24 protein-coding genes are annotated in these 22,655 nt (G+C 41.2%); 3 read left to right on the top strand and 21 right to left on the bottom strand.

Annotated features, from left to right (window positions below):
- Positions 1-5 precede the first annotated feature (5 nt).
- From BUB93_RS02465 to BUB93_RS11455, 13 genes are all read right to left on the bottom strand, one after another.
- Entirely contained in the window at positions 6-692 is a 687-nt protein-coding gene (locus BUB93_RS02465; RefSeq protein ID WP_073269488.1) for a M48 family metallopeptidase, read from the bottom strand.
- A gap of 52 nt (positions 693-744) precedes the next feature.
- Entirely contained in the window at positions 745-1,605 is an 861-nt protein-coding gene (locus BUB93_RS02460) for a prephenate dehydrogenase (RefSeq protein ID WP_073269487.1), read from the bottom strand.
- Positions 1,606-2,622, bottom strand: coding sequence for a 3-deoxy-7-phosphoheptulonate synthase (gene aroF / locus BUB93_RS02455; protein WP_073269590.1), 1,017 nt, complete (start codon positions 2,620-2,622; stop codon positions 1,606-1,608).
- Between the two features lie 299 nt (positions 2,623-2,921).
- Positions 2,922-4,529, bottom strand: coding sequence for a transcription termination factor Rho (rho, locus tag BUB93_RS02450; protein WP_084116875.1), 1,608 nt, complete (start codon positions 4,527-4,529; stop codon positions 2,922-2,924).
- A 469-nt stretch (positions 4,530-4,998) separates the two neighbouring features.
- Positions 4,999-6,594 carry a CTP synthase gene (locus BUB93_RS02445; RefSeq protein ID WP_073269485.1) on the bottom strand — a complete coding sequence of 532 codons (1,596 nt, stop codon included), beginning with the start codon at positions 6,592-6,594 and terminating at the stop codon, positions 4,999-5,001.
- A gap of 229 nt (positions 6,595-6,823) precedes the next feature.
- Positions 6,824-7,762, bottom strand: coding sequence for a transketolase family protein (locus BUB93_RS02440; RefSeq protein ID WP_073269484.1), 939 nt, complete (start codon positions 7,760-7,762; stop codon positions 6,824-6,826).
- A complete protein-coding gene (locus BUB93_RS02435) occupies positions 7,762-8,580 on the bottom strand; it encodes a transketolase (RefSeq protein WP_423230798.1) in 819 nt (272 codons plus the stop codon). Before BUB93_RS02435 ends, BUB93_RS02440 begins: the two co-directional genes overlap by 1 nt.
- Positions 8,581-8,594: 14 nt before the next feature.
- Positions 8,595-9,458, bottom strand: coding sequence for a YitT family protein (locus BUB93_RS02430; RefSeq protein WP_073269482.1), 864 nt, complete (start codon positions 9,456-9,458; stop codon positions 8,595-8,597).
- Positions 9,459-9,804: 346 nt separating this feature from the next.
- Positions 9,805-10,950: an alanine racemase gene (alr, locus tag BUB93_RS02425; RefSeq protein ID WP_073269481.1), complete on the bottom strand. Its 1,146-nt coding sequence runs from the start codon at positions 10,948-10,950 to the stop codon at positions 9,805-9,807.
- Between the two features lie 15 nt (positions 10,951-10,965).
- Entirely contained in the window at positions 10,966-11,649 is a 684-nt protein-coding gene (locus BUB93_RS02420; protein WP_073269480.1) for a 5'-methylthioadenosine/adenosylhomocysteine nucleosidase, read from the bottom strand.
- Positions 11,650-11,662: 13 nt separating this feature from the next.
- Positions 11,663-12,589 (bottom strand): AEC family transporter, encoded by a 927-nt coding sequence (locus BUB93_RS02415; protein WP_073269479.1) that lies wholly within the window; start codon positions 12,587-12,589, stop codon positions 11,663-11,665.
- Between the two features lie 28 nt (positions 12,590-12,617).
- A complete protein-coding gene (locus tag BUB93_RS02410; RefSeq protein WP_073269478.1) occupies positions 12,618-13,547 on the bottom strand; it encodes an AEC family transporter in 930 nt (309 codons plus the stop codon).
- A gap of 75 nt (positions 13,548-13,622) precedes the next feature.
- Positions 13,623-13,847, bottom strand: coding sequence for a hypothetical protein (locus BUB93_RS11455; RefSeq protein ID WP_073269477.1), 225 nt, complete (start codon positions 13,845-13,847; stop codon positions 13,623-13,625).
- 114 nt (positions 13,848-13,961) lie between these two features.
- Between BUB93_RS11455 and deoD the strand changes: the two genes are divergently transcribed.
- The gene (gene deoD, locus BUB93_RS02400; protein ID WP_073269476.1) at positions 13,962-14,660 is read left to right on the top strand and encodes a purine-nucleoside phosphorylase; all 699 of its coding nucleotides are present in this window, start codon (positions 13,962-13,964) and stop codon (positions 14,658-14,660) included.
- A gap of 22 nt (positions 14,661-14,682) precedes the next feature.
- On the opposite strand, the gene BUB93_RS02395 is transcribed toward deoD, so the two are convergent.
- The 8 genes from BUB93_RS02395 to BUB93_RS02360 all read right to left on the bottom strand — a co-directional run bounded on the left by BUB93_RS02395 (position 14,683) and on the right by BUB93_RS02360 (position 21,520).
- On the bottom strand, positions 14,683-15,369 hold the full coding sequence (locus BUB93_RS02395) for an ABC transporter ATP-binding protein (protein WP_073269475.1): 687 nt from the start codon (positions 15,367-15,369) through the stop codon (positions 14,683-14,685).
- Positions 15,362-16,519 (bottom strand): ABC transporter permease, encoded by a 1,158-nt coding sequence (locus BUB93_RS02390; protein ID WP_073269474.1) that lies wholly within the window; start codon positions 16,517-16,519, stop codon positions 15,362-15,364. Before BUB93_RS02390 ends, BUB93_RS02395 begins: the two co-directional genes overlap by 8 nt.
- A complete protein-coding gene (locus BUB93_RS02385) occupies positions 16,516-17,175 on the bottom strand; it encodes a cobalamin B12-binding domain-containing protein (RefSeq protein ID WP_073269473.1) in 660 nt (219 codons plus the stop codon). Before BUB93_RS02385 ends, BUB93_RS02390 begins: the two co-directional genes overlap by 4 nt.
- 199 nt (positions 17,176-17,374) lie before the next feature.
- On the bottom strand, positions 17,375-18,487 hold the full coding sequence (locus tag BUB93_RS02380; protein ID WP_073269472.1) for a sodium ion-translocating decarboxylase subunit beta: 1,113 nt from the start codon (positions 18,485-18,487) through the stop codon (positions 17,375-17,377).
- A gap of 8 nt (positions 18,488-18,495) precedes the next feature.
- Entirely contained in the window at positions 18,496-18,840 is a 345-nt protein-coding gene (locus tag BUB93_RS02375) for a biotin/lipoyl-containing protein (RefSeq protein WP_073269471.1), read from the bottom strand.
- A 13-nt stretch (positions 18,841-18,853) separates the two neighbouring features.
- Positions 18,854-19,138: an OadG family transporter subunit gene (locus BUB93_RS02370; protein ID WP_073269470.1), complete on the bottom strand. Its 285-nt coding sequence runs from the start codon at positions 19,136-19,138 to the stop codon at positions 18,854-18,856.
- A gap of 7 nt (positions 19,139-19,145) precedes the next feature.
- Positions 19,146-20,534, bottom strand: coding sequence for a pyruvate carboxylase subunit B (locus tag BUB93_RS02365; RefSeq protein WP_073269469.1), 1,389 nt, complete (start codon positions 20,532-20,534; stop codon positions 19,146-19,148).
- Between the two features lie 83 nt (positions 20,535-20,617).
- Complete coding sequence (locus BUB93_RS02360) at positions 20,618-21,520, bottom strand: PHP domain-containing protein (RefSeq protein ID WP_073269468.1); 903 nt, start codon at positions 21,518-21,520, stop codon at positions 20,618-20,620.
- Between the two features lie 152 nt (positions 21,521-21,672).
- On the opposite strand from BUB93_RS02360, the gene BUB93_RS02355 reads away from it, so the two are divergent.
- Positions 21,673-21,906: a PspC domain-containing protein gene (locus BUB93_RS02355; RefSeq protein WP_073269467.1), complete on the top strand. Its 234-nt coding sequence runs from the start codon at positions 21,673-21,675 to the stop codon at positions 21,904-21,906.
- A gap of 10 nt (positions 21,907-21,916) precedes the next feature.
- A complete protein-coding gene (locus BUB93_RS02350) occupies positions 21,917-22,654 on the top strand; it encodes an MBL fold metallo-hydrolase (RefSeq protein ID WP_073269466.1) in 738 nt (245 codons plus the stop codon).
- Position 22,655 lies beyond the last annotated feature (1 nt).

The raw sequence follows: 22,655 nt of genomic DNA, 5'->3' as shown, positions 1-22,655 counted from the left end.
AATATTTATTGTTTATTCATCATGATTTGCAGTCCTTCTTTTTCTAGCCATTCTTTCTTCCCATGATAATCAGGCATCACGCTTTCGACCTTCTGCCAGTATTCCGGACCATGGTTCAAATGGATAAGGTGGCACAGCTCGTGAACTACCACGTAATCCAGTATGTCGTCAGGCAGCATGGCGCATTTCCAGTGAAATTTCATGTTGCCGAAATTTGAACAAGCAGCCCACCTGCCGAACATCTTCTCCACCTTTATTTCTCCCGGGTTTACTCCAACAAGATTTTTGTAGCGTTGAATTCTAGCCGTTACCATCTCAAGTGTATTTTCCTTTAAAAAATCGATTGTCAGCCTTCTGATGGTAACCTGATTTTCTGTCTTGTTTTCAAATATAAAGCGATTGCCGTCAAAATTCAAGCTTTCATGAGCATCTTCATGAAGCACAGTCTCCAAAAGATATTCCTTTCCATTAAAAAGAATACTTCCTCCCAGGGCAGCGAACAAATCTTTCTGTTTATATTTTAACACAAAATCGAAATTGTCTTCTAAAAATGTCTCTACCGTGGAAATGGGCATGTTCTTTGGGACAGTTACTTCCACCTCGCCTTTGTCCGACACTACTAAAATATCCGATCTACGTTTATATTTAACCAAAAACTCCACGCCCTTTAATGCAATATGTGTTTTTGACATCCTAATCACCCCGCATAATCTAATTTTAGCCCATAACCAGAGTTGAAACAACCTACTTGCCCATTTCTTCTCTTTTCTTTCCTATAAAATCGAACCTGCTCTTAATATGGTCAAAGTTTTCATCCTCTATACATTTTCTAAAATAGCTGATGCTTTCTGTGAACTCATCCAAAGTATCTACAAGTTTGTCCTTGTTTGCAATGAACAGTTCTGCCCACATGTCAGAATTGATCATTGCGATTCTTGTCATATCCTGAAAGCTTCCTCCTTCAAATTGAGTGACCTTGGAATCTTCGCTGATATCCACCATTGATGCGGCTATTATATGGCATAGCTGACTTGTGAATGCAATTTTTTCATCATGAGTATCAGGATCTGTTTCTATCAATCTTCCGAAGCCCATTTTGGATATCAAGCTGCGCATCATATCCAGATTTTCGGGCTTGTTTTTATCTGTTGGAGTCAATATGTAGTTTTTTCCCTCAAATATCTTGGCGGAAGTAAATCCCTCCTTGTTCTTTTCCCTTCCTGCCATAGGATGGCCAGGTATGAAATCCACATCATCCCTCAATATTCCATCGAGATTTTCTACCATTTTTCGCTTCAGCCCCACGATATCGGTTATGACTGAATTTGATTTAAAGTTGTTCATATTCTTCTTTATAAAGTCCAAAGCATCATGTAGATAAAGACATACAACCACAAGATCGCAACTTGGCAGTATATCCGAAGCATTTTGGTATCCTTTGTCTATAAGCTTTTCACTTTCAGCCTTTTTTAGCACTTCGTTATTTCGGTCCAAGGCATATATGGTTTCAAACCCGATGTTTCTAAAGCTTGCAGCATATGCGCTTCCCATGAGTCCAAGCCCGACTATCAGAACTTTCTTGTTTTTAAAGTCGATTTCTTCCATTTAACCAATGACCTTCCCTTCGATTTGTGCGTACTTTTTCAAAACTTTCATGAGCTGGTCGAATTTTTCAGGCTTTAGAGACTGGGCCCCGTCACACAAAGCATCCTCAGGGGAGTTGTGCACTTCGATCATAAGGCCGTCCGCTCCCGCAGCCAATGCAGCTTTGGCCATAGGCTCCACCATCCACCACATCCCCGTGGAGTGGCTTGGGTCAACAAATACCGGCAGGTGGCTTTTTTTCTTCACAGCTGGAATAGCGCTTAAATCCAGAGTATTTCTGGTAAATGTTTCAAAGGTTCTTATTCCACGTTCGCAAAGTATAACTCTGTCATTTCCTTCTTTCATTACGTACTCAGCGGACATGATCCACTCTTCGATAGTTGCCGCAAGTCCTCTTTTAATCATTACAGGCTTGTTGCACTTTCCAAGCTCCTTAAGAAGGACGAAGTTTTGCATGCTTCTGGCGCCGACTTGGATTATATCCACGTCTTCTACAAAAGCATCGAGTACGTCTGTAGACATTATCTCTGATACAATGGGAAGCCCTGTCTCTTTTCTTGCCAGTTTTAAAAGTTCCAATCCGTCAAGTCCCATTCCTTGAAAACTGTAGGGAGACGTTCTGGGCTTGAAAGCTCCTCCTCTTAAGAAGCTTGCTCCCGAGGCTTTTACGCTTTTTGCTACGCTTATCACCTGTTCCTCGCTTTCCACCGAGCATGGTCCTGCAATTACGCTGAATGCGCTTCCGCCAATTTTTCTTCCGTCGACTTCGAAGACGCTGTCTTCAGGGTGAAACAATCTGTTTGCCTTCTTATAAGGTTCTTGAACCCTCAGAACCTTTTCTACTATTTCATTTGACGCAATGCTATCCAAATCAACTGACCTAGTGTCTCCTATGAGCCCCATGACTATATGATCCACTCCTTTAGAAAAATTGATCTCCATACCTCTCTTTATCAAATTTTCCTTTAACTTTTCTACTTCACTTTGCGGAGCATCCGCTCTTACCACAACTATCATTTCTTTTCCCTCCTTCATAGTAATAAAAAAAGAGACCCTCATCGAGTCTCCTTAATTTCAATACATTAATTTCCATTTATTCTCACAAGGGCACTCCATGCCTTTTAACACTTATTTTTTTGTACGTTAAAATAACCAAAGCCATAATAATAGCTCCAGCCAAATCCGTAAAAATAAAAAGCGTTATCAAGTTTTTGTGCGTTAAAAACCTGTTTTGACATGATGTTTCCTCCAAGATAAATTTATATCATTATACTTTTAATATTTCCAAATGTCAATGCATCTTTATATCATAAATTTTACAGATTATGTTTTTTTACAAATAATTGAATGAATTCTTGATTGCTGTTGGTTCTGCTCATTGTTTCTATCAGCTTTTCAGCAATATCCGCAGATGCGTGATTAGAAAATGCCCTTCTTATGCTAATGACGAACTTCATTTCCTCATCTGACAAAAGCTTGTCCTCCCGCCTCGTTCCCGACTTATATATATCTATTGCCGGGAAGATTCTCTTTTCCGTCAAGCTTCTGTCAAGGTGCAGCTCCATGTTACCGGTACCTTTGAATTCTTCAAAAACCATATCGTCCATTCTGCTGCCGGTATCGATTAGTGCCGTCGCTAAAATAGTCAAGCTTCCGCCCTCTTCAATATTTCTAGCCGCTCCGAAAAACTTCTTTGGGAGGTACAAGGCTTCCGGATCCAAACCTCCTGAAAGAGTCCTTCCTGACGGGGGAACAACAAGGTTGTTTCCTCTGGCAAATCTAGTAATGCTGTCCATCAGTATCACAACGTCTTTTCCTTGCTCAACGAGTCTTTTTCCCCGTTCCAATACTATTTCAGCAACCTTTATATGGTTGGCTGGAAGCTGATCAAAGGTGGAGTAGACTACATCCGCTTGGACAGATCTCTGTATGTCTGTAACCTCTTCCGGCCTCTCGTCGATTAATAGCACTATAAGTTCAACTTCAGGGTTGTTCTTTTTAATAGCGTTGGCTATCTCCTTTAGCAATATCGTCTTGCCCGCCTTGGGGGCTGCGGCTATCATGCCCCTTTGGCCTTTTCCAACGGGCGCAAATAGATCGATAATTCTGGTAGACACCGGGAATTTCCCTGTTTCAAGCTTAATTCGTTCATCAGGAAATACGGGCGTAAGCCTTTCAAAGTTAGGTCTGTTTACTACCTTCTCAGGGATGTCCCCGTTAACAGTTTCTACATACAAGAGGGCATCAAATTTTTCCCCTTCATTAGGCGTTCTGATTTTTCCCATTATCTTGTCACCCGTTCTAAGCCTAAATCGCCGTATCTGGGATGGTGATACGTATATATCATTGTCTCCGGAAAGGTAGTTATTTGTCCTTAAGAATCCGAATCCATCACTCAAAACTTCCAAGATTCCCGTCTGAGACTTTCCGTATTTGCTCATATCCTTCTTTTCGGGGTTGTTCATGAGATCTTCTTCTTCTTTCATGATCTCACTTGTACTTCTGCCATTGACACTTTCTACAAATAGCATGGCAAAATACTTCTCCCCTTCTCTAGGGCTTCTAACCTTACCTTTAATTTCATTGCCGGATCTCAGCTTGAATTTCTGAATCTGGGATGCTGAAACGTAAACGTATTCTTCAGGAGACTTCATATCGTCATTTTTGAGAAATCCGAACCCTTCAGGAAGTATCTGTAATGTTCCGGAAAGTTCAAAGGCAGAATCCACAGGATCCTTCAGTCGAGCATACTTCCCCCCATTTTTTTCCTCAACCTGGGCTGTTGTTGATACATTTTCATTTGAGTCGCCTTTTTTACTCGATTCCGTTTCTGCGAGAAGCTCAACGAGCTCTTCCTTCTTAAGCTTCGTGTAATTTTTAAGTCCTGCTTCTTTTGCCTTTTGCCGCAATTCTAATACGGTCATGCTTTCTAAATCCACCTGGCTCAAGCAAACACCTCCTATTGAATTTTTATTGAATTTATTTGGAATTTTGATTTTCAAGAATTTTTATAAGCAATATTTGCGATAATTACGAGAAATGTAACATGATATAAATTAATAAATTTAGACACGCTATAATGATATAATAAATAATCTACCCGTGTCAATAGACGTTTTTTTCACATTTAACTTATCCACAATCTGTGGTTAACCTGTTCATAACACCTTGTGAACAACTCTTGTGCCTAAAAGATTGTTAAATACAACATCCTGTTTGTCTGTGGGTAGTTTTATTCAAAATCTCATACTTATCCACACTGTCCACAGTTTCGCACCTCTTTATCCACATCTCTATGGGTTTTTGTTGGCAACTCATGTGGAAAACTTTTATTTATCCACAAAAATCCCGTCGACAATTAACATATCGACGGGATTAAAATCACATTTCATATTATTTTAGAGTCGCTCCAACAAAATCCCTGAAAAGAGGATGGGCTTTATTAGGTCTGGATTTAAATTCAGGATGGGCTTGCGTTGCCACAAACCATGGGTGATTCTCAATCTCCACCATCTCCACTAGAACTCTATCCGGTGATATGCCGCTTATCACCAAGCCTTTTTCTTCAAGGGTTTCTCTAAACCTGTTGCTGACTTCATATCGGTGTCTGTGTCTTTCATCTATCATTTCTGTTCCGTATGCTTCGTAAGCTTTTGTCCCTTCCTTAAGCTTGCAAGGATAAAGACCCAGGCGCATGGTGCCTCCTTTGTTGTCAATGTCCTTTTGCTCGTGCATAAGGTCTATAACTGGATATGGGGTATTTGGATCAAGCTCAGCGCTGTTTGCTCCCTTTAGCCCGGCTACGTTTCGAGCAAACTCAATTACCGCAATCTGAAGCCCCAGACAAAGACCTAGGTATGGAACCTTCTTAATCCTTGCGTATCTCGCCGCAGCGATTTTCCCTTCTATCCCACGCTCTCCAAAGCCGCCAGGTATGATTATCCCCTTAACGTCGCTGAATACTTTTTCTGCATTGTCTTCAGTTACATCCTCGGAATGAACCCACTTGATTTCAACATCGCAGTCATTTGCAATCCCACCGTGCTTCAAAGCCTCTGCTACTGAAAGATATGCATCGTGCAGCTCAACATATTTGCCTACCAAGGCGATTTTTACTTTTCCTTTTAGGCTTTTTGATTTTTCCACCATTGCTGTCCAATCTGAAAGATCCGGAGCATTGCAGGTAATCGACAGTTTTTCGCAAACCAACTCCGCCAATCCTTCCTTTTCAAGAAGGAGAGGCACTTCATATAGTTCTGATGCATCGGTATTTTGAATTACCGCTTTTGATTCTACATTACAAAATAGGCTTATCTTTTCCTTTATGGATGTATTTACATCCTTTTCCGATCTTAAGATGATTACATCTGGCTGAATTCCCAGGCTTCTGAGCTCTTTAACAGAGTGCTGCGTAGGCTTGGTCTTAAGTTCTCCTGCCATGCTGAGATATGGAAGCAATGTAACGTGTACGAATATCACGTTCTTATGTCCCAAATCATTTTGCAGCTGTCTTATCGCCTCAAGAAAAGGCAGACTCTCTATATCTCCAACTGTTCCGCCGATTTCAGTGATGACCACATCAGAAGATGCATTCTGCCCTACCCGCAATACACTTTCCTTAATCTCATTTGTGATATGAGGAATAACCTGAACCGTACCTCCCAGGTAGTCTCCCCTTCTCTCTTTTGAGATTACAGACCAGTATATCTTACCAGTGGTTACGTTGCTGTCTTGAGACAGGTTGGTGTCGATGAATCTTTCGTAGTGGCCTAGATCCAAATCAGTCTCCGCACCGTCATCTGTGACGAATACTTCTCCGTGTTGGTATGGGCTCATTGTGCCCGGATCGTAGTTTATGTAAGGGTCAAATTTTTGGATTGCCACTTTCATGCCTCTATCCTTTAAAAGCCTTCCCAAAGATGCCGCGGTAATACCTTTTCCCAGAGAGGACACAACCCCACCGGTAACAAATACATACTTTGTACTCATCAATTATCCTCCAGATATATTTAAATTATTATTGCTCTTATTACTATAGTATTCATTATATATTTTATTTAACTTACCTTCAATGAAATCTTGATTTTTATCGGTTTAACTACTCATTTATTCAACAATCAAACCGTTATATTCTACATTATCCAGGGATAAAAGTAAAGAGGTAATGAAAAAAAGAAATGCCCTGAAAATATGGATATCTTCAGGGCTTCATTTGAATTTATTTTCTTGCGATTGCCTTTTTGGCAGCTGCCACGATGTCTTTAGCAGTAAGTCCGTACTTTTCCAAGAGTTCATCTGGCGTTCCAGACTCTCCGAAAGTATCGTTTATGCCCACCATCTCAAGTGGCGCGTATTCTTTTTTAACAAGCACTTCTGCTACTGCAGAACCGAGTCCTCCGATTATGCTGTGCTCTTCCGCTGTGACGATAGCTTTAGTCTCCTTAGCGGCTTTGACTACAGCTTCTTCGTCAAGAGGCTTGATCGTGCCCATGTTTAATATTCTAGCTGAAATGCCTTCTGCTTCAAGAGTTTTTTGAGCTTCAATCGCAGTTGAAGTCATTATGCCTGTAGCAATAATAGTTACGTCGCTTCCTTCTTTAAGCTGTGCAGCTTTTCCGATTTCAAACTCATAGCTCTCATCGAACAAAATAGGAAGATTTGGTCTGCCTAGTCTTAAGTACACAGGTCCATTGTACGCTGCGGCAGCTTCCACCATTTTTTTAGTCTCGACACCATCTGCCGGGCAAAGCACGACCATGTTCGGAATTGATCTCATCAAAGAAAGATCTTCCACAGACTGGTGAGTTGCTCCGTCTTCTCCCACAGTAAGTCCTGAGTGAGTCAAAGCTATTTTAACATTTAGTTTTGGATATGCTATAGAGTTTCTAATAACTTCAAAAGCTCTTCCCGCTCCGAACATCGCAAAAGTTGATGCGAATGGAATCTTTCCTGTAGTAGCAAATCCTGCAGCTATTCCCATCATGTTCTGCTCAGCAATTCCGCAGTTGAAGTGTCTTTTAGGAAATTCTTTTCCAAAAGTTGCTGTATTTGTAGATTTGGAAAGGTCCGCATCCAGTACGACTATATTTTCATTTTCCTTGCCCAATTCAGCAAGTGTGTTTCCATAGGCTGCTCTAGTTGCTATCATATCCGCCATTACAGTGTACCTCCCAACTCTTCTAATTCTTTTAAAGCTTGCGCTGTTTGGTCTGCATTAGGAGCAGAACCGTGCCAGCCCGCCTGGTCTTCCATAAATGATACGCCTTTTCCTTTTACGGTTTTGCATATTATTGCAGTCGGTTTGCCAAATGCTGTTTTCTTCAAAGCTTCTCTAAGCTCATCTAAATCATGGCCATCTTCAACCATCACAACGTTCCAGTTGAAAGCTTCAAATTTCTTGTCTATAGGCTCAGGTCCCATTACATCGCAGATTTTTCCGTCGATTTGCAAACCGTTGTAGTCAACAAAGGCAACCAGGTTATCTACATAATAGTGTCCGGCAGCCATAACAGCTTCCCAAATCATGCCTTCCTGCAGCTCTCCGTCACCTACCAAAGCGTAAACCTTATAGTCTTTTTTATCAAGTCTTGCAGCCATAGCCATGCCAATCGCAGTAGACAGACCTTGTCCTAAAGAACCGGTACTCATATCTACCCCAGGCACGTTTTTCATGTCAGGATGTCCTTGTAGCTTGCTGTTTATTTTTCTAAATGTCATCAACTCGTCTTTGTCAAAGTACCCTCTCTCCGCCAATGTTGCATACAATAATGGTGAAGCGTGTCCTTTAGACATGACAAATCTGTCTCTGTCAGGATTTTTAGGATCTTTGGGGTCATTGTTCATTACCTCAAAGTATAGCAGGGACATAATTTCCACCCCTGACAACGATCCTCCCGGGTGCCCGGATTTTGCATTGGAAATCTGCTTGATAATGCTTTGCCTGATGTTGTTGGCAACAACCTTTAAATCAGCCATTTTCATACCTCCTGTTAGTTTTCTATTTTTTTAAAGCCTTCGCCTAGAACTTCATAGACATCGGCCAAAATGACAAATGCATTTGGATCTATTTTCTTAACAATATCTTTCATCTGAAACACTTGGGCTCGGTGGACAATACAAAAAACTACTTCTTTGTCTTCACCGGTATATCCTCCCCGGCCACTAAGCATGGTCACGCCTCTATCAAGCTCAGCTATGATAGCTTTACCGATTTCATCGGAATTTCGGCTTATTATATAGAATGCCTTCGCATAGCTTATACCTTCCTGAATCAAATCTATCATCTTCATCGACAAGTATAGCGTCAGCGTGGAATAAAGTGATATTTCCATATTCTTAAAGGCAACTCCAGCCGTTATCACCACCATGAAGTCGATGAGCATCAGCCAGGTTCCTACGGATATCCCTCTGAAATATTTATGCATTATGGATGCAAGTAAATCAGTTCCGCCCGTAGTTCCTCCAAATTTGAATACAACGCCTATTCCCAGTCCTAAAACGACTCCTCCAAAAACAGATGCGAGAAATATATCATTGGTAAATACAGGAGTACGCATTATTACGTCTACGTTGATTGAAAAAAGCACTGTACCGAAAAAGGTCTTGACTCCAAACCTTCCACCTAAAATTCTAAAAGCTATAAAGAACAGGGGAATGGTAAATACCAAAGTAACTAATCCGACAGGGTAACCTGTCACGTGATACAATACCGTAGCCAGACCACTGAATCCTCCGGGAGCTATCTTATTTGGTATGCTCAAAGAGTTGAACCCAAGCGCCATTATCATAGTCCCAAAAGTTATCCCTATATAATCTTTAACTTCACTTTTAACGGATTTGAATCTACTCATCATTGCAAGCTCCCCTTTATCCAAAATCCAACGTCATTATACCATACAAAGTTCTCAACGGATATAGTATAACACTTTGTAAACGTACTCAACTTTAAACTTTTGCTCAAAACGTTATTTTTTTGACATATATTTCTATAGAGCCTGAGATTCTTTTCACAGTCTGATATTGTATACAATGTCCTGTATTCTCAAGGTTTTCTTGACTTTTCAAGACTTTAATATAACAAACAAGACCCTATACTGCCACACACAAAACAAACAACCTAGTCTAATTACCAGGTTGTCGCATAAAATATCACTGTATTATTCTTATATTGTCCGTCTAATAAAATTAAATGTGACCTACTTATTCCTGTTCGACAATTGTGCTGATAACCTTAAAGGGCAAACCATTTTTTATATACACCTTTGGTACTCTTTCCTTAGTCATGCAGCTAATTTCATAATTAATAGTCCCCATGTGAGTGGCTATTTCCTCAATTGGTAGGCCTTTGCCATACAACAAGACCTTATCTCCAACCTTGATGCCTTTTGAGCCCGTTATATCAATTATTATCTGATCCATGCATACAGTTCCGATTATCGGGTACCTATGCTCTCCAATTTTCACTTGGGCTTTATTCGTCAATAATCTGCTGTAACCATCAGCATAACCTACCGGAAGCGTGGCTATGAGCCTACCGCTATCTGCAACATATCTTCTACCGTAGCTAACGCTATCTCCGGCGTTGATGTGTTTGATGTGAGATATCCGCGTGTAAAACTCCTTTACCGGCTTGACAGTCATTGCTTCGCAGTCGACTTCATCCGAAGGATACATTCCATAAAGAGTGATTCCGGGGCGAACCATGTCGTAATGGCTGTCTTTTAGATCGATGATCCCTCCACTGTTTGCCATATGCTTTAAAGGAATCCTTAAACCCCTTTTTTCAAGCTCTGTTACGGTTTCATCGAATATTTTCATTTGGCTGTAGGAATATCTTTTATCCTTCTCGTCCGAAACTGCAAAATGAGAAAATATGCCTTCTATTTCTATGTTTTTCATTTGAGAAATCTCCATAATAGAGCTGACGCTTTCTTCTTGCCTAAATCCCAACCTGCCCATGCCCGTATCCAGCTTTATATGGATCTTGACTTTTTTTTCAGCTCTTATAGAAAGCTTTTTGGCAAAATCGACTTGATAGACAGTGGGAATCAACCCCCACTTGAGGATTTTTGCTAAATGGTCTATTGGAGTGTATCCCATTATCAGTATGGGTACGTCTATTCCGCTCTTTCTAAGCTGTATCCCCTCGTCGTCAAATGCAACTCCCAACATTTTTGCCCCGTTTTCGCAAAGGGCTCTGGCACATTCAACAGCACCATGACCGTAAGAATCAGCTTTGACCACAGGCATAACAGCAACGCTTTCTCCAACGTGTTTTTGAATATTATTATAATTTTCTATTAAATTGTCCAAATTGATTTCACACCAGGTCGGCCGGTATTCCATTTTATTTCCTCCAACTTACATTGCTAAAAGCATTTTTTCCAAAATGACACAGGATTTTTTTGCAGATTCTGCCATGAAGGAACTATAATCAAGCTCCACATCTTCATTAGCCTTGTCTGATATTGCCCTTATCACCATAAAAGGGATCTTATTCAAATGACAGACATGGGCTATGGCTCCTCCCTCCATTTCGACGCACCAACCATTAAATGCAGATTGCAAATATTCTTTTGTAGCGCTGTCTCCTATGGCCTGGTCTCCTGTAAGGATCCTCCCTTTGTAAAGGCGAGAGCTCCCCTTTATAGTGTCACATGCATCCAGAAACCTTCTATCCGTTTTAAATATGCTCACATCCATTCCAGGAATGACCCCTCTTGGATCTCCAAAAATGGATGCATCTATATCGTGCTGCATCACCTCTGTCCCAATGACTATATCTCCCACATCTAGATCCGGATGCAATGCACCTGCTACTCCGCTATTTATTATCGCCTCAACATTAAATACATCTATAAGTATTTGTGCGCACATTGCTGCATTCACTTTTCCAATGCCCGATTTAACAAGCACGATAGATCTCTCGTTGAGAGTTCCTTCGTAAAACTCCAAGCTAGCCACCGTCTTTTTTGTTGCGATTTTCATTTTCCCCTTGAGCATTACAATTTCTGATTCCATAGCTCCTATTATTCCTATCTTCATCTATAAGCCTCCTCTATACCACCAAGGTAAATATCCATACGACCAAAGGTATGGTAAAAAGTGAAAAAAACGTAGTCATAAAAGTGCCTTCAGAAGCCAGGTCCACGTTGTTTTCATAGGTTTTTGCCAATATGGCGCAAAGAGCCGCCACAGGCATTGCTGTTATGATTACCGGAATCCCTAAAAGCAGTTCGTTTGAAACATGGTTTTTCAGCGCAAACAAAAGCACTACAGGCATGATCACCAACCTGAAAAGGCTCACGATATACAGATTCCTGTTTGAAAATATATTTTTAAAATTAACCGTGGCCAAGGATGAACCTATGAATATCATAGATAATGGAGTAGTAAGATCTCCCACCAAGCTCAGGGGCTTTAATGCTATCTCTGGAATTTCCACAGAAAATATGAACAGCATAAATCCTATCACAGTTCCCACCAAGGCCGGCGACAACAGGCTTTTCAGCTTGAATTTGCTCTTTCCCTTTTCCATGAGATAAACGCCCACAGTAAATACCAGGGCATTAAATGGCAAATTGAACAATGCGGCATAAAATATAGACTCTTGTCCGAAAATGGACATCAGTACCGGAAATCCCATGAATGCGGCATTTGAAAATATCATCATGAACTGGTATACGCCCTTGTCCCAGCTTTTTCGCACTCCCAATATCCAAGGTATTATGCCGGCGACTAAAAACTGCAGCCCATAGGCAGGAATAGCAATTAAAAGTATCCCTCCTACGTCTCCAAGCCTGTCCCATGAAAACGGAAGCTGCATGGAAGAAATTATTAAAGCGGGCATGGTGACGTGGGTGATGAACTTGGGAATGTTGTCTGCCATTTCCTTCCCTATAAGATTTATCTTTCTTGTAACGTACCCTGTTATTCCTATTGCAAACAAGGTAAATATGGATAAAAATACGTTGTAAAAATTCATAGCTTAAAATATCCTCCTGTATTCGACCTCATACCATCAGTAATGCGGTTACAATCAAAGGTATCGTAACCATCGATAGCAAGGTCGTCATAAAGACCCCGGACGAAGCAAGGTCTACGTTATTGTTGTATTCTTTGGCAAATATCGTGCAAAGAGTGGCCACGGGCATGGCGTGTATGACCACAGGCACTCCCCTTATCATTTCATTTTCCACAAATCCGCTTATGGCCAAAAGTATGACCATCGGTATCGCCAGCAGCCTTATAAACGAAATCATATAAATCCGCTTGTTGGCGACCATTCGACCGAACTTCACCTCGGTCATGGATGCCCCGATATATATCATCGCAAGAGGCGTAGTCAGGCTTCCAATCATATTTATGGGATCGTCTATAATCACCGGCAGCTTGTATTGTGTGAAAAAAAGTGCAAGTCCCACTAGTGTTGCAATTATCCCGGGAGTAAACATGTCTTTGATGCTAAACACCCTTTTCTCATTTTCCATCATGCTCACGCCCAGGGTCATGATTAATATGCGAAATGGAATGTTGTAGATTGCTCCATAAAAAACAGCCTCAAGACCAAATATTGTGACCAATACAGGATATCCTATGAAACCTGCATTTTGAAACATGATCATGAACTGATAGACACCTTTATCTCCGTCCTCTCCCAAACCAAGAATAAAGGGAATAAAAAGTGAAAATACAAGCTGCACCAAAAAAGCCACTACAGCTATAACCATCAGCGCACCCATCTCCTGTATCCGGTCCCGAGTATATGTAAGCTGCATAGAGGATATGATAAGGCAGGGCAAAGTGATATCAGTAATGAACTTGGGGAAGTTCCCCGCCGCCCCTTCGCTGAGCAAACCTTTTTTCCTTATATGATAACCAATAGCTCCTATAGCAAATAAAGTTGTGATGGATACAAAAACATTGTAAAAATCCAGTTTCAATCATCTCCTCGAAGACTGCAATAATCAATCTACATCATTATCTCACTAATCACAAGAAAAATGAAGCTTTGTTACCTATTTAACCTTTATCCAGGCATCATTAAGTGTTCGTTTTGCATTTGCTATTACTATGTCTGGATCTTCATCTCCAAATGGCTTGACCTCAAAACTTAGCACCAGTGGGTTATCTTTATTAATATAGCCTGTGGATAGCAAAACCTCAAGACATCCTGCAAGTTCCTCTGGATCTGTATATTCACTCATATATTTTTGGAATATCTCACGCTTTACTGCCTTCATTTTATAGCAACTTAAGATTTAATGTCAACGGACCTGTATACAAAATTCATGCATTTGCTTTATTCCATGGATTCTGTTATATATAAAGGTATAAAAACGAAACGAGGTGGTCATATGACAGTACACATAGGAGCCCAGACCGGAGATTTTGCAAAAACGGTTTTAATGCCCGGCGATCCTTTACGGGCTAAATTCATTGCCGAGCGCTACTTGGCTAATGCTTCTAAAGTAACCGAGGTCCGTGGCATGATGGGATACACCGGAACTTACAAAGGAAAAAAAATATCTGTTATGGGCTCCGGTATGGGCATGCCCTCTATGGGGATTTATTCTTATGAACTTTATACGGAATACGACGTGGATAATATCATTAGGATAGGTTCCTGCGGCTCGTTCCAAGAAGACGTGAAAGTACGGGACATAGTATTTGCCATGGGTGCCTGCACAAACAGCAATTTTGCTTCACAATACGGGTTGCCTGGAACATTCAGCCCGATAGCGGATTATGGTCTGTTAAGCAGATCCGTAGAAATTGCCAATACAAAAAATATCCCTATAAAAGTGGGCAATGCCTTGTCTAGCGATATCTTTTACGATGACAATCCAAAGGCTTGGGAGAAATGGTCAAAGATGGGCGTAATGGTGGTGGAGATGGAAGCCGCCGCTTTGTACATGAATGCAGCGCGACTAAACAAAAATGCTTTAGCCATCCTGACTGTAAGCGACAGCTTGGTTACAGGAGAGCTTACTACTGCCCAAGAGCGTGAAAAGACCTTTACAGATATGATGGAGATAGCCTTGGAGCTAGCTTAAAAAAGGGAGCCACGCTCCCTTTTTATCTTTTAACATCCATTTCTATTCTACCATCTTTTATCTCTACGATTCTGTCCGCCTTTTCAGCTATCCGCCTGTCATGAGTTATTACTACAAAAGTAGTCCCTGAATTTTCATTGATATCTCTCAAAATTTTATAAATATTTTCTGTAGAATCTGAATCCAGATTGCCTGTAGGCTCATCTGCCAGAATTATTTCAGGACTGTTCATGAGTGCCCTGGCGATGGCAGTTCTTTGTTGCTGCCCCCCTGACATGTTGTTCGCAGGATTGTTCTTAACCTTTGACAAGCCTACCATTTCCATAAGTTCCTCTGCTTTTTTTAAAGTACTCTTATCAACACCTCCACCCTTGATCCTGTGTGGCATCAAAACATTTTCAAGCGCCGTAAATTCAGGTAGTAGATAATGAAACTGAAAGATAAACCCCAACGTCGAATTTCTTAGATCTGCCAATTGTTTCTTGGCAAGGATGCTAACGTCCTTATCACCTATTAATACATTCCCGGTAGTAGGTTTATCGAGAGTTCCTATTATGTTTAAAAGCGTGCTCTTCCCGCTTCCTGAAGCTCCAATTATGCTGTTGAAACTCCCTCTCTCAAATGCCAAGTCTAAATCAAATAGCACTTGAGTCTTTATTTTATCTCCGTAAATTTTGCTCACTTTTTCAAGTTTTATAATATCAGCCATTTCTGATCACCTCTATTGGATTGAGTTTAAGGGATTTTCTTGCAGGGATAAAAGAAGCTACTAGGCTTGCAAGTATGGCGATGCCTCCTGACAATGCAATAAATCCATAGTTTATGTAAAACGCGATGACTGGAGTCCCATCCGGGTTTAATGCAAATTTAGTAAAAGCCACTGAAAGCCCCAGCCCCAAAGCTACCCCTAGCATCGCACCGAATACCCCCAATATCAATCCTTGAAGCAAAAATATCCTGCTGGCATCTCCGTCTCTTATTCCCATTGCCTTTAGAATGCCAATTTCTTTGGATTTTTGCATTACTGTAATTGCAAGAACACTGGATATGCCCAGCACTACAGATACCATAACGAACACTTGAATCATGATGCTGGATATGCTTTGACCGTTTAGTCCGCTTAAAAGCTCCTGGTTTTGAGCTTTCCAATTATCGATTATCAAATCCTCATTATCTATCCTATTGTTGATGGAATCTGCGATAATATCCGCCGCAAAGACATCCTGCACCTGCATTTCAATAGAAGTCACTTCATCCCCATAATCAAATAAACCTTGAGCACTCTTGATGTCTGTAATTACCCATGAGGAATTTATTGAGGATACCCTAAAGTCATAAAAGCCCGAAATTTTATAATCTTGAATTCTTCCAGTCGCAGTTGCGAGCTTTATGTCGTCCTCTATTGACAGGCCGAGCTCATCTTTAAGGTTCAAGCCGATTATGACTTCTCCTTCTCCGGGCACTTTCCCCTCAATCAGCTTTTCCTCAATGGCGTATATGCCTTCAGCATCTTCAAAAATCCAACCTCTTACGATAACCGGATCGCTGGATTCCTCTCCAACTAAAAATGCCGCCCCATCTGCCGCAGGACTTATTTGGTTTACTCCCTGTTCGTTTTGCACTATGCCTTCTATGATTTCTTCCCAACCACTAATGGTTGCGATTTCTTTATTTGCGCTAATAGTCACTTGGGATGAGCTGCCTATAGTCCTGTTGACCAGATCCTGTTGCAAACCCTGAATCAATAGCCCAATGAATACTTGAACGGATACTCCTATTGCTATCCCAGTAACAATCAATAGCGTCTGACCGAAATTAAACCTCAAAAACCTGGATGCGATCTTAAACGAAAGTCTCACTTGGCTTCACCTCCGTTTAAAAGTTTTTTCAAGTCTTCAAAGTTGAAAACATATCCATCAACATCCATCTGTCGCTCATTTTTTATGTCCTTGGCAAAAGCATTCCCTCCAGCAAAAATCTTAATCTTTCCGCTCAACTCTTTTCGTATCAGATCCACGGTCTTTCTTGCAGAAAATAGGTTGTAAGGGTTTGTCACGCTAATAGCAACTGCATCGAGACTCAAGTGATCTGCAATTTTTATAAATTCATAGTCCGGTGTGCTGTTGCCCACAAAAACTGCGTCCCAGTTAAGAAGGGTGAAGTAATCTGCAGCTATCCTTGCTCCCATGTCATGATATTCTCCGTCGGGACACAGGACTGCAACCTTTTTTTGGGGTTCTTCTGTGTAATTTGCACGCCTCTCCTCCAATACATATGAGTAAAGACTCTCTATTATAGTTCTTGCAATACCGCTTCTTACATGTTCTCTCCAAATGCAAAGGTTCTTTTCGTCGTTGTGACACTTTATATCCTTCATTGCCTTGGCTAGTATTTGTTCATAATACTCCACAATTCCTATGTCCTTGTTTTCTATCAGTGAAATTGAGAATCTCACCGCTTCTCTCTTGTTCTCTGTTTCCAAAAGCGATTTGAACTTTTCATATAACGCCTCCATGGATGCACCTTCCTTTCTAAAAAGCATCGCTACCAGTTTGTTTTGGGTAGCGTAATATAATTTTACCCCCAAAAAATCTACTTAAACCTTAGCCCCGCAGTGCAGACGAAAACCCTTAACACGTAAAATAGATGAACCCCGTCGCCGGGATCCATCTGTTAAGAGATAATTGATTTATTTTTAATGCCAGCTCTTATAATCAACCAAAGAAGTTTAAGAGAACCCCCGCAGCTACTGCCGAACCGATTACTCCTGCCACGTTAGGTCCCATTGCATGCATGAGAAGAAAGTTCGACGGGTCTTCTTCCTGTCCCACCTTTTGAACAACTCTTGCTGCCATTGGAACAGCTGAAACTCCGGCAGCTCCGATCATCGGGTTTATCTCTCCTTTAGTGACTTTGCACATCAGCTTTCCAAAGAGCGTTCCTCCCGCAGTGCCTATGGCAAATGCAACCAGTCCCAATGCTATGATTCCAAGGGTCCTCGGATCTAAAAGGGTTTGGGCATCAGCTTTTGCGCCAACTGTAAGTCCCAGCACTATGGTGATGCCATACATCAAGGCGTTTTTAGCCACTTCAACCAAGTTGGGAACAACACCTGATTCCTTGGCCAGGTTGCCGAACATAAGCATTCCCACCAATGGCGAAGCTGTGGGTACCAACAGTATGACTACGATTGTGACGACTATGGGAAATAGTACCTTTTCCAGTTTTGTCACATGCCTTAGCTGTTTCATCTTTATTAATCTTTCTTCCTTTGTAGTAAACAGCCTGATAATCGGCGGCTGTATAACCGGTACCAAGGCCATATAGGAATATGCAGCTAGTGCAATTGGACCGAGCAGATGGTCAGCAAGCTGGCTGGTCAGATATATTGCAGTAGGACCGTCAGCTCCCCCTATGATTCCAATTGATGCAGATTCAGTAGAAGCATACCCTAGAAACAAGGCTCCAAGAAAGGCGCTGAATATACCAAGCTGTGCCGCTGCTCCAAGAAGCATGCTCTTTGGATTTGCTATAAGGGGACCAAAGTCCGTAGATGCGCCCACTCCAAGAAAAATAAGCGGGGGATATATCCCGTATTCTATTCCCTTGTATAAAATCTTCAAAAGACCACTTTCTTCCATCAATCCATTCAGAGGAAGATTGACCAATAGCATCCCAAAAGCTATTGGTATAAGAAGATATGGCTCGTATTTTTTATAAATGGCCAAGTATATGAATATCAATGCTATGCCGATCATGATCAGATCTTGACCTTTAATTGCTGCAATTCCGCTGGTATCTATGAATTCCTTTAAGATTTCAACCATCAATACACCTACTTTCCGGCAATCTCAAAGAGGAGCGTACCACTGTCTATGACTTGTCCTTCTCTGACATTAACCGATGTAATCGTTCCGTCCACCGGTGATACGATTTCATTTTCAAGTTTCATGGCTTCCAGTATCAATAATATCTGCCCTTTTTGCACTTTATCGCCAATTGATGTCTCTATGGAAAAAACGTTGCCCTGCATAGGTGCCTCTACCTTAACACTCCCTGATGAAGCTTGTGTCTTATTTTCTTCAGAAGTCTTTTCCTCCCTGGCAATCGTCCCCTCCTTTACCTCTTCCACTTCTACCAAATATTCTTTTCCATTTACTTTTATCTTGTATTCTTTCATTTGTGTTGCCTCCTTAACTTATGCGTTTCACGGATTTAATTACAACGTCACCTTTGTACTCGTCTTTTGCCATTATCGAAGCCACGAGCATTGCCACCATTTCTTCTTCATCCGGTGCTGATGAAGCTTCTGAAACAGCTTTCTTCACTGTTCCACTGCTTTTAGCAGCTTGTTCTTTTGGAAGGTATTTAAATGCATAGATTATAAACTGCAACAACACTAGTATCAGAAATACAACAAGCATTGCAAATATAGACAGCTGCACTCCATCCAACAGTTCGAAATTTTGGATATCCATGTTTCACCTACCTTTCTATATACATCGTAAACTCAACTGGCCCTTCGGATTCATTGCCTGTTTCATTCTCCAGCACTGCAAATTGAGGAAATAAAATATATGAAATCACCTCTTCTTCGCTAGCCTCTCTGCCCAGTTTATCGCTCATTTCTTTTTTGGCTTCATCAAATACAGGTTTAAGGTCTGAGATTGAATGAGGCTTTCCTTCAAGCTCATCTCCCAGTATTTTTTCTCTTACCTGTGGGTCTACCGGGGAAGGAAATCTGCCGTATCCCCCTCTTAAATATACTTTAATCTCATTAGGGACCATTTTGTATCTCTCGCCGCTTATAACATTCAGCACTGCTTGCGTTCCCACCATCTGAGATAAAGGCGTCACCAGTGGAGGATATCCCATGTCCTTTCTCACCCTTGGTATTTCCCGTAAAACTTCAGTTAGCTTATCAAACATCTTTTGATCCTGCAGCTGGCTCATTAGGTTAGACAGCATCCCGCCGGGAACTTCATAGTGAAGTATCTTGGGATTTACCATTAGAGCCCTAGTCTCATACTGGCCACTATCAATGTATTTTTGAGCTAAGCTATCTGCCAAATCGTATGCCTTATCCAGCTCATCCTCATCGTATTGGACTGGCTTGTCGATATCCTGGGCCGTCTCTATTATGGTTTCAGTGGCAATATGGCTTGTGCCACCGGAAAATGGTGAAATAGCTGTATCTATGATATCTACTCCAGCCTCCATCGCCCTAAGCATAACCAAGTTTGTCAGCCCTGCCGTGGTATGGCTGTGCATATTTATTGGAATATCTGTTATAGCCTTAAGGGCTTTCACCAGGCTGTACGCCGCATCCGGCAAAATTATCCCAGCCATGTCCTTGATACATATGGAGTCAGCCCCCATATCCACCATCTTTCTTGCCAGCTTAACAAAATACTCTTCTGTATGGACCGGACTTGTAGTATAGCTGATTGCACACTGGCAATGTCCACCGTATTTCTTTATGAATTTAACTGAATTTTCGATATTGTTCATATCATTAAGGGCGTCAAACACCCTTATTATATCTATGCCGTTTGATATGGCCAGCCTTATGAACCGCTCCAGCGTATCATTGTCGTAATGCCTGTAGCCAACCAGATTTTGTCCCCTTAAGAGCATGGAAAGCTTGGTGTTTTTGGCAGCTTTCCTGATTTCTCTTAAAATTTCCCACGGGCTTTCCCCGAGAAAACGAAGTGCTGTGTCAAATGTAGCTCCTCCCCACACCTCAAGTGCATTGTATCCCACCTTGTCAAGTGCCGTGACAAGCTTGATTACGTCTTCCTTTTCCATCCTTGTGGCTAAAAGGCTCTGATTTCCGTCACGGACAGTCAAGTCATTGAGTAAAACTTTCGTCATAGTTTGCTTTCCTCCTAAATATTTTATATAAAATATATAGGCCCATCAAGTTCAATGGACCTATTGTCATTTTTTTACTATGCTCAGAGATATCTATCTCCTCTTATTTTGTCTCTCCTTTTTTTAAGATCTTCAACGATTTCATAATCTGTAATGCCTAGCTGTCCAATCTTAATATTTGGTTTGTATTTTCCGTGAAAATCGCTTCCGGTCGTGTAGATTAAATCTCTTTCCAAGCAATATTTAAGGTATATCTTGATATCGTCCTCAGTGTGGGTAATGTAGTATACTTCTACCCCCTCAAGCCCTTCTTCAACCAATGAATCCATAAACCTTGTGTCGTTAAAATCCACCCTCATCTGATCGTATCCGGGATGCGCAAGTACAGGTACTCCTCCACTTTCTTTGATTGACTTGATGAAATCTGATGTGTCCGGGATATAATGCGGAGTATATAATGGTTTTCCATAGGCTAAAAGCCTCACGCTCATCTGATGAACCGGGTTTTCGTATTTCTTGTATTCATCTATGAGAGGATGATCTTTATTTCTTTCATCGTAAAACACCGCATATGCAGCAGATGAAAAAAGTGGTGGGGTGTCTCTGCAAAACTCCCAAGCCTTAGCTTCTTCAGCATAAAGTCCATTTTTTCTAAATAGGTTAATCTGCTCTTCAAGCCATCTGCCCCTGTCATTTGCAATGTCATTAACGAGTCTGTTGATTTCAGCAGCATCAGGCTCAAAACAATAACCCAACATGTGTAAGAACTTTTCACCTTTCTTGCAGAAAAGTTCAGTCCCAGAGAGAACCTCGATTCCATAACTTGATGACTTCTCCATAGTTTCCGCCACGCTATTAATCGAGTCATGATCTGTTATAGCGATTACTCCGATTTCTTCCTTAACGGCTAACCTTAGTATCTCATCGGGAGAAAGTTCTCCATCGCTGCTAGCTTTAGTATGAACATGCAAATCTATCTTTCTCATCACGCACCTCCAACTTATATACTGATTCAATCCTATCACAGCGAGCAAATACAGGCAACCTGCCCATTTTAATGAGGTTTTAATTTGGGGATAATGGGTATTTAATACTACTGAAAGATAATAAAATCAAATCCATGAAAGGAATGAATTAAATGAAAAGACTTTATAAAAACAAGGCACAGGGCAAGATTTCCGGTGTATGTCAGGGTGTAGCAGAGTATTTCGACATCGATCCTTCCATCGTAAGAGTGATATGGGCTATTACTTTCTTTTGGGGTGGAGCAGGCTTATTTCTATACATCATCTTCGCTGTCGTGCTGCCAGATAAAAGCGAGCTTGACTTTAATGACTATACCGTTAAGCCCTTAAACAAGGAAGAGGAGTAATCAGCAGTTTATGAAAATCATCCATCTGGCAAACACAGGATTTTTACTAAAAAACACATCACAAGATAAGACGATTTTGATCGATGCCGTCAATACAGGAAAGGTTTATCCTTTCACCTCTTTGCCTGAGCCTACCCTTAAGGACATGATAGCAGGCAAACATCCCTTTGAATGCATCGATCTGATTTTATTTACCCATCATCACAAGGATCACTTTGACGCCGAAAGCACCCTAAAAATCTTGGAGTCCCACCCGGAGTCTGCTGTATTTTCTACGTCTAAAACTTATGAGATCCTCGTAGACCACAGCAGCTGCACATCCGAACTTAAAAAAAGGATATACTTTGGAGAGGTGCCTCTAAAAAAGACGCTTTCTTTTAATATAAACGGCATCTCCTTTTACGGGACCAGTCTTCTCCATTCAGGAGATCAGTACAAGGATGTACAAAACTACTGTTACACTCTGGATATTGACGGAGATACGATCTTCCACTGCGGAGACGCCCATCATTCAGTTGAGAACTACAAAAATTGCGGAGTAGCTGAACTGAATATAAGCATCGCTCTTCTTGACTTTCCCTATATAACTCTATCCTCCGGTAGAAGGGTGATACAGGAGTGCATAAAACCCCAAAAAATCCATCTGATGCATCTCCCCTTAGCTTCTGAGGATAAGTTTGAGTGGCTTAAAGCCGTTGAAAAATCTATTGAAAAGTTTTCAGATGAACTGCCGGAAATAATTTTATAGC

Origin of the sequence: Alkalibacter saccharofermentans DSM 14828, from assembly GCF_900128885.1 — a bacterium.
GTDB classification, from domain to species: domain Bacteria; phylum Bacillota; class Clostridia; order Eubacteriales; family Alkalibacteraceae; genus Alkalibacter; species Alkalibacter saccharofermentans.
The sequence above is the reverse complement of the archived record's forward strand: the minus strand, read 5'-3'. Positions and strand labels throughout refer to the sequence as shown.

Excerpts from the sequence above, each read along its gene's own strand:
- BUB93_RS02465 (WP_073269488.1), bottom strand. The coding sequence starts at position 692 with ATGTCAAAAACACATATTGCATTAAAGGGCGTGGAGTTTTTGGTTAAA.
- BUB93_RS02460 (WP_073269487.1), bottom strand. The coding sequence starts at position 1,605 with ATGGAAGAAATCGACTTTAAAAACAAGAAAGTTCTGATAGTCGGGCTT.
- aroF (WP_073269590.1), bottom strand. The coding sequence starts at position 2,622 with ATGATAGTTGTGGTAAGAGCGGATGCTCCGCAAAGTGAAGTAGAAAAG.
- rho (WP_084116875.1), bottom strand. The coding sequence starts at position 4,529 with ATGACCGTATTAGAATTGCGGCAAAAGGCAAAAGAAGCAGGACTTAAA.
- BUB93_RS02445 (WP_073269485.1), bottom strand. The coding sequence starts at position 6,594 with ATGAGTACAAAGTATGTATTTGTTACCGGTGGGGTTGTGTCCTCTCTG.
- BUB93_RS02440 (WP_073269484.1), bottom strand. The coding sequence starts at position 7,762 with ATGGCGGATATGATAGCAACTAGAGCAGCCTATGGAAACACACTTGCT.
- BUB93_RS02435 (WP_423230798.1), bottom strand. The coding sequence starts at position 8,580 with ATGGCTGATTTAAAGGTTGTTGCCAACAACATCAGGCAAAGCATTATC.
- BUB93_RS02430 (WP_073269482.1), bottom strand. The coding sequence starts at position 9,458 with ATGATGAGTAGATTCAAATCCGTTAAAAGTGAAGTTAAAGATTATATA.
- alr (WP_073269481.1), bottom strand. The coding sequence starts at position 10,950 with ATGGAATACCGGCCGACCTGGTGTGAAATCAATTTGGACAATTTAATA.
- BUB93_RS02420 (WP_073269480.1), bottom strand. The coding sequence starts at position 11,649 with ATGAAGATAGGAATAATAGGAGCTATGGAATCAGAAATTGTAATGCTC.
- BUB93_RS02415 (WP_073269479.1), bottom strand. The coding sequence starts at position 12,589 with ATGAATTTTTACAACGTATTTTTATCCATATTTACCTTGTTTGCAATA.
- BUB93_RS11455 (WP_073269477.1), bottom strand. The coding sequence starts at position 13,847 with ATGAAGGCAGTAAAGCGTGAGATATTCCAAAAATATATGAGTGAATAT.
- deoD (WP_073269476.1), top strand. The coding sequence starts at position 13,962 with ATGACAGTACACATAGGAGCCCAGACCGGAGATTTTGCAAAAACGGTT.
- BUB93_RS02395 (WP_073269475.1), bottom strand. The coding sequence starts at position 15,369 with ATGGCTGATATTATAAAACTTGAAAAAGTGAGCAAAATTTACGGAGAT.
- BUB93_RS02385 (WP_073269473.1), bottom strand. The coding sequence starts at position 17,175 with ATGGAGGCGTTATATGAAAAGTTCAAATCGCTTTTGGAAACAGAGAAC.
- BUB93_RS02380 (WP_073269472.1), bottom strand. The coding sequence starts at position 18,487 with ATGGTTGAAATCTTAAAGGAATTCATAGATACCAGCGGAATTGCAGCA.
- BUB93_RS02375 (WP_073269471.1), bottom strand. The coding sequence starts at position 18,840 with ATGAAAGAATACAAGATAAAAGTAAATGGAAAAGAATATTTGGTAGAA.
- BUB93_RS02370 (WP_073269470.1), bottom strand. The coding sequence starts at position 19,138 with ATGGATATCCAAAATTTCGAACTGTTGGATGGAGTGCAGCTGTCTATA.
- BUB93_RS02365 (WP_073269469.1), bottom strand. The coding sequence starts at position 20,534 with ATGACGAAAGTTTTACTCAATGACTTGACTGTCCGTGACGGAAATCAG.
- BUB93_RS02360 (WP_073269468.1), bottom strand. The coding sequence starts at position 21,520 with ATGAGAAAGATAGATTTGCATGTTCATACTAAAGCTAGCAGCGATGGA.
- BUB93_RS02355 (WP_073269467.1), top strand. The coding sequence starts at position 21,673 with ATGAAAAGACTTTATAAAAACAAGGCACAGGGCAAGATTTCCGGTGTA.
- BUB93_RS02350 (WP_073269466.1), top strand. The coding sequence starts at position 21,917 with ATGAAAATCATCCATCTGGCAAACACAGGATTTTTACTAAAAAACACA.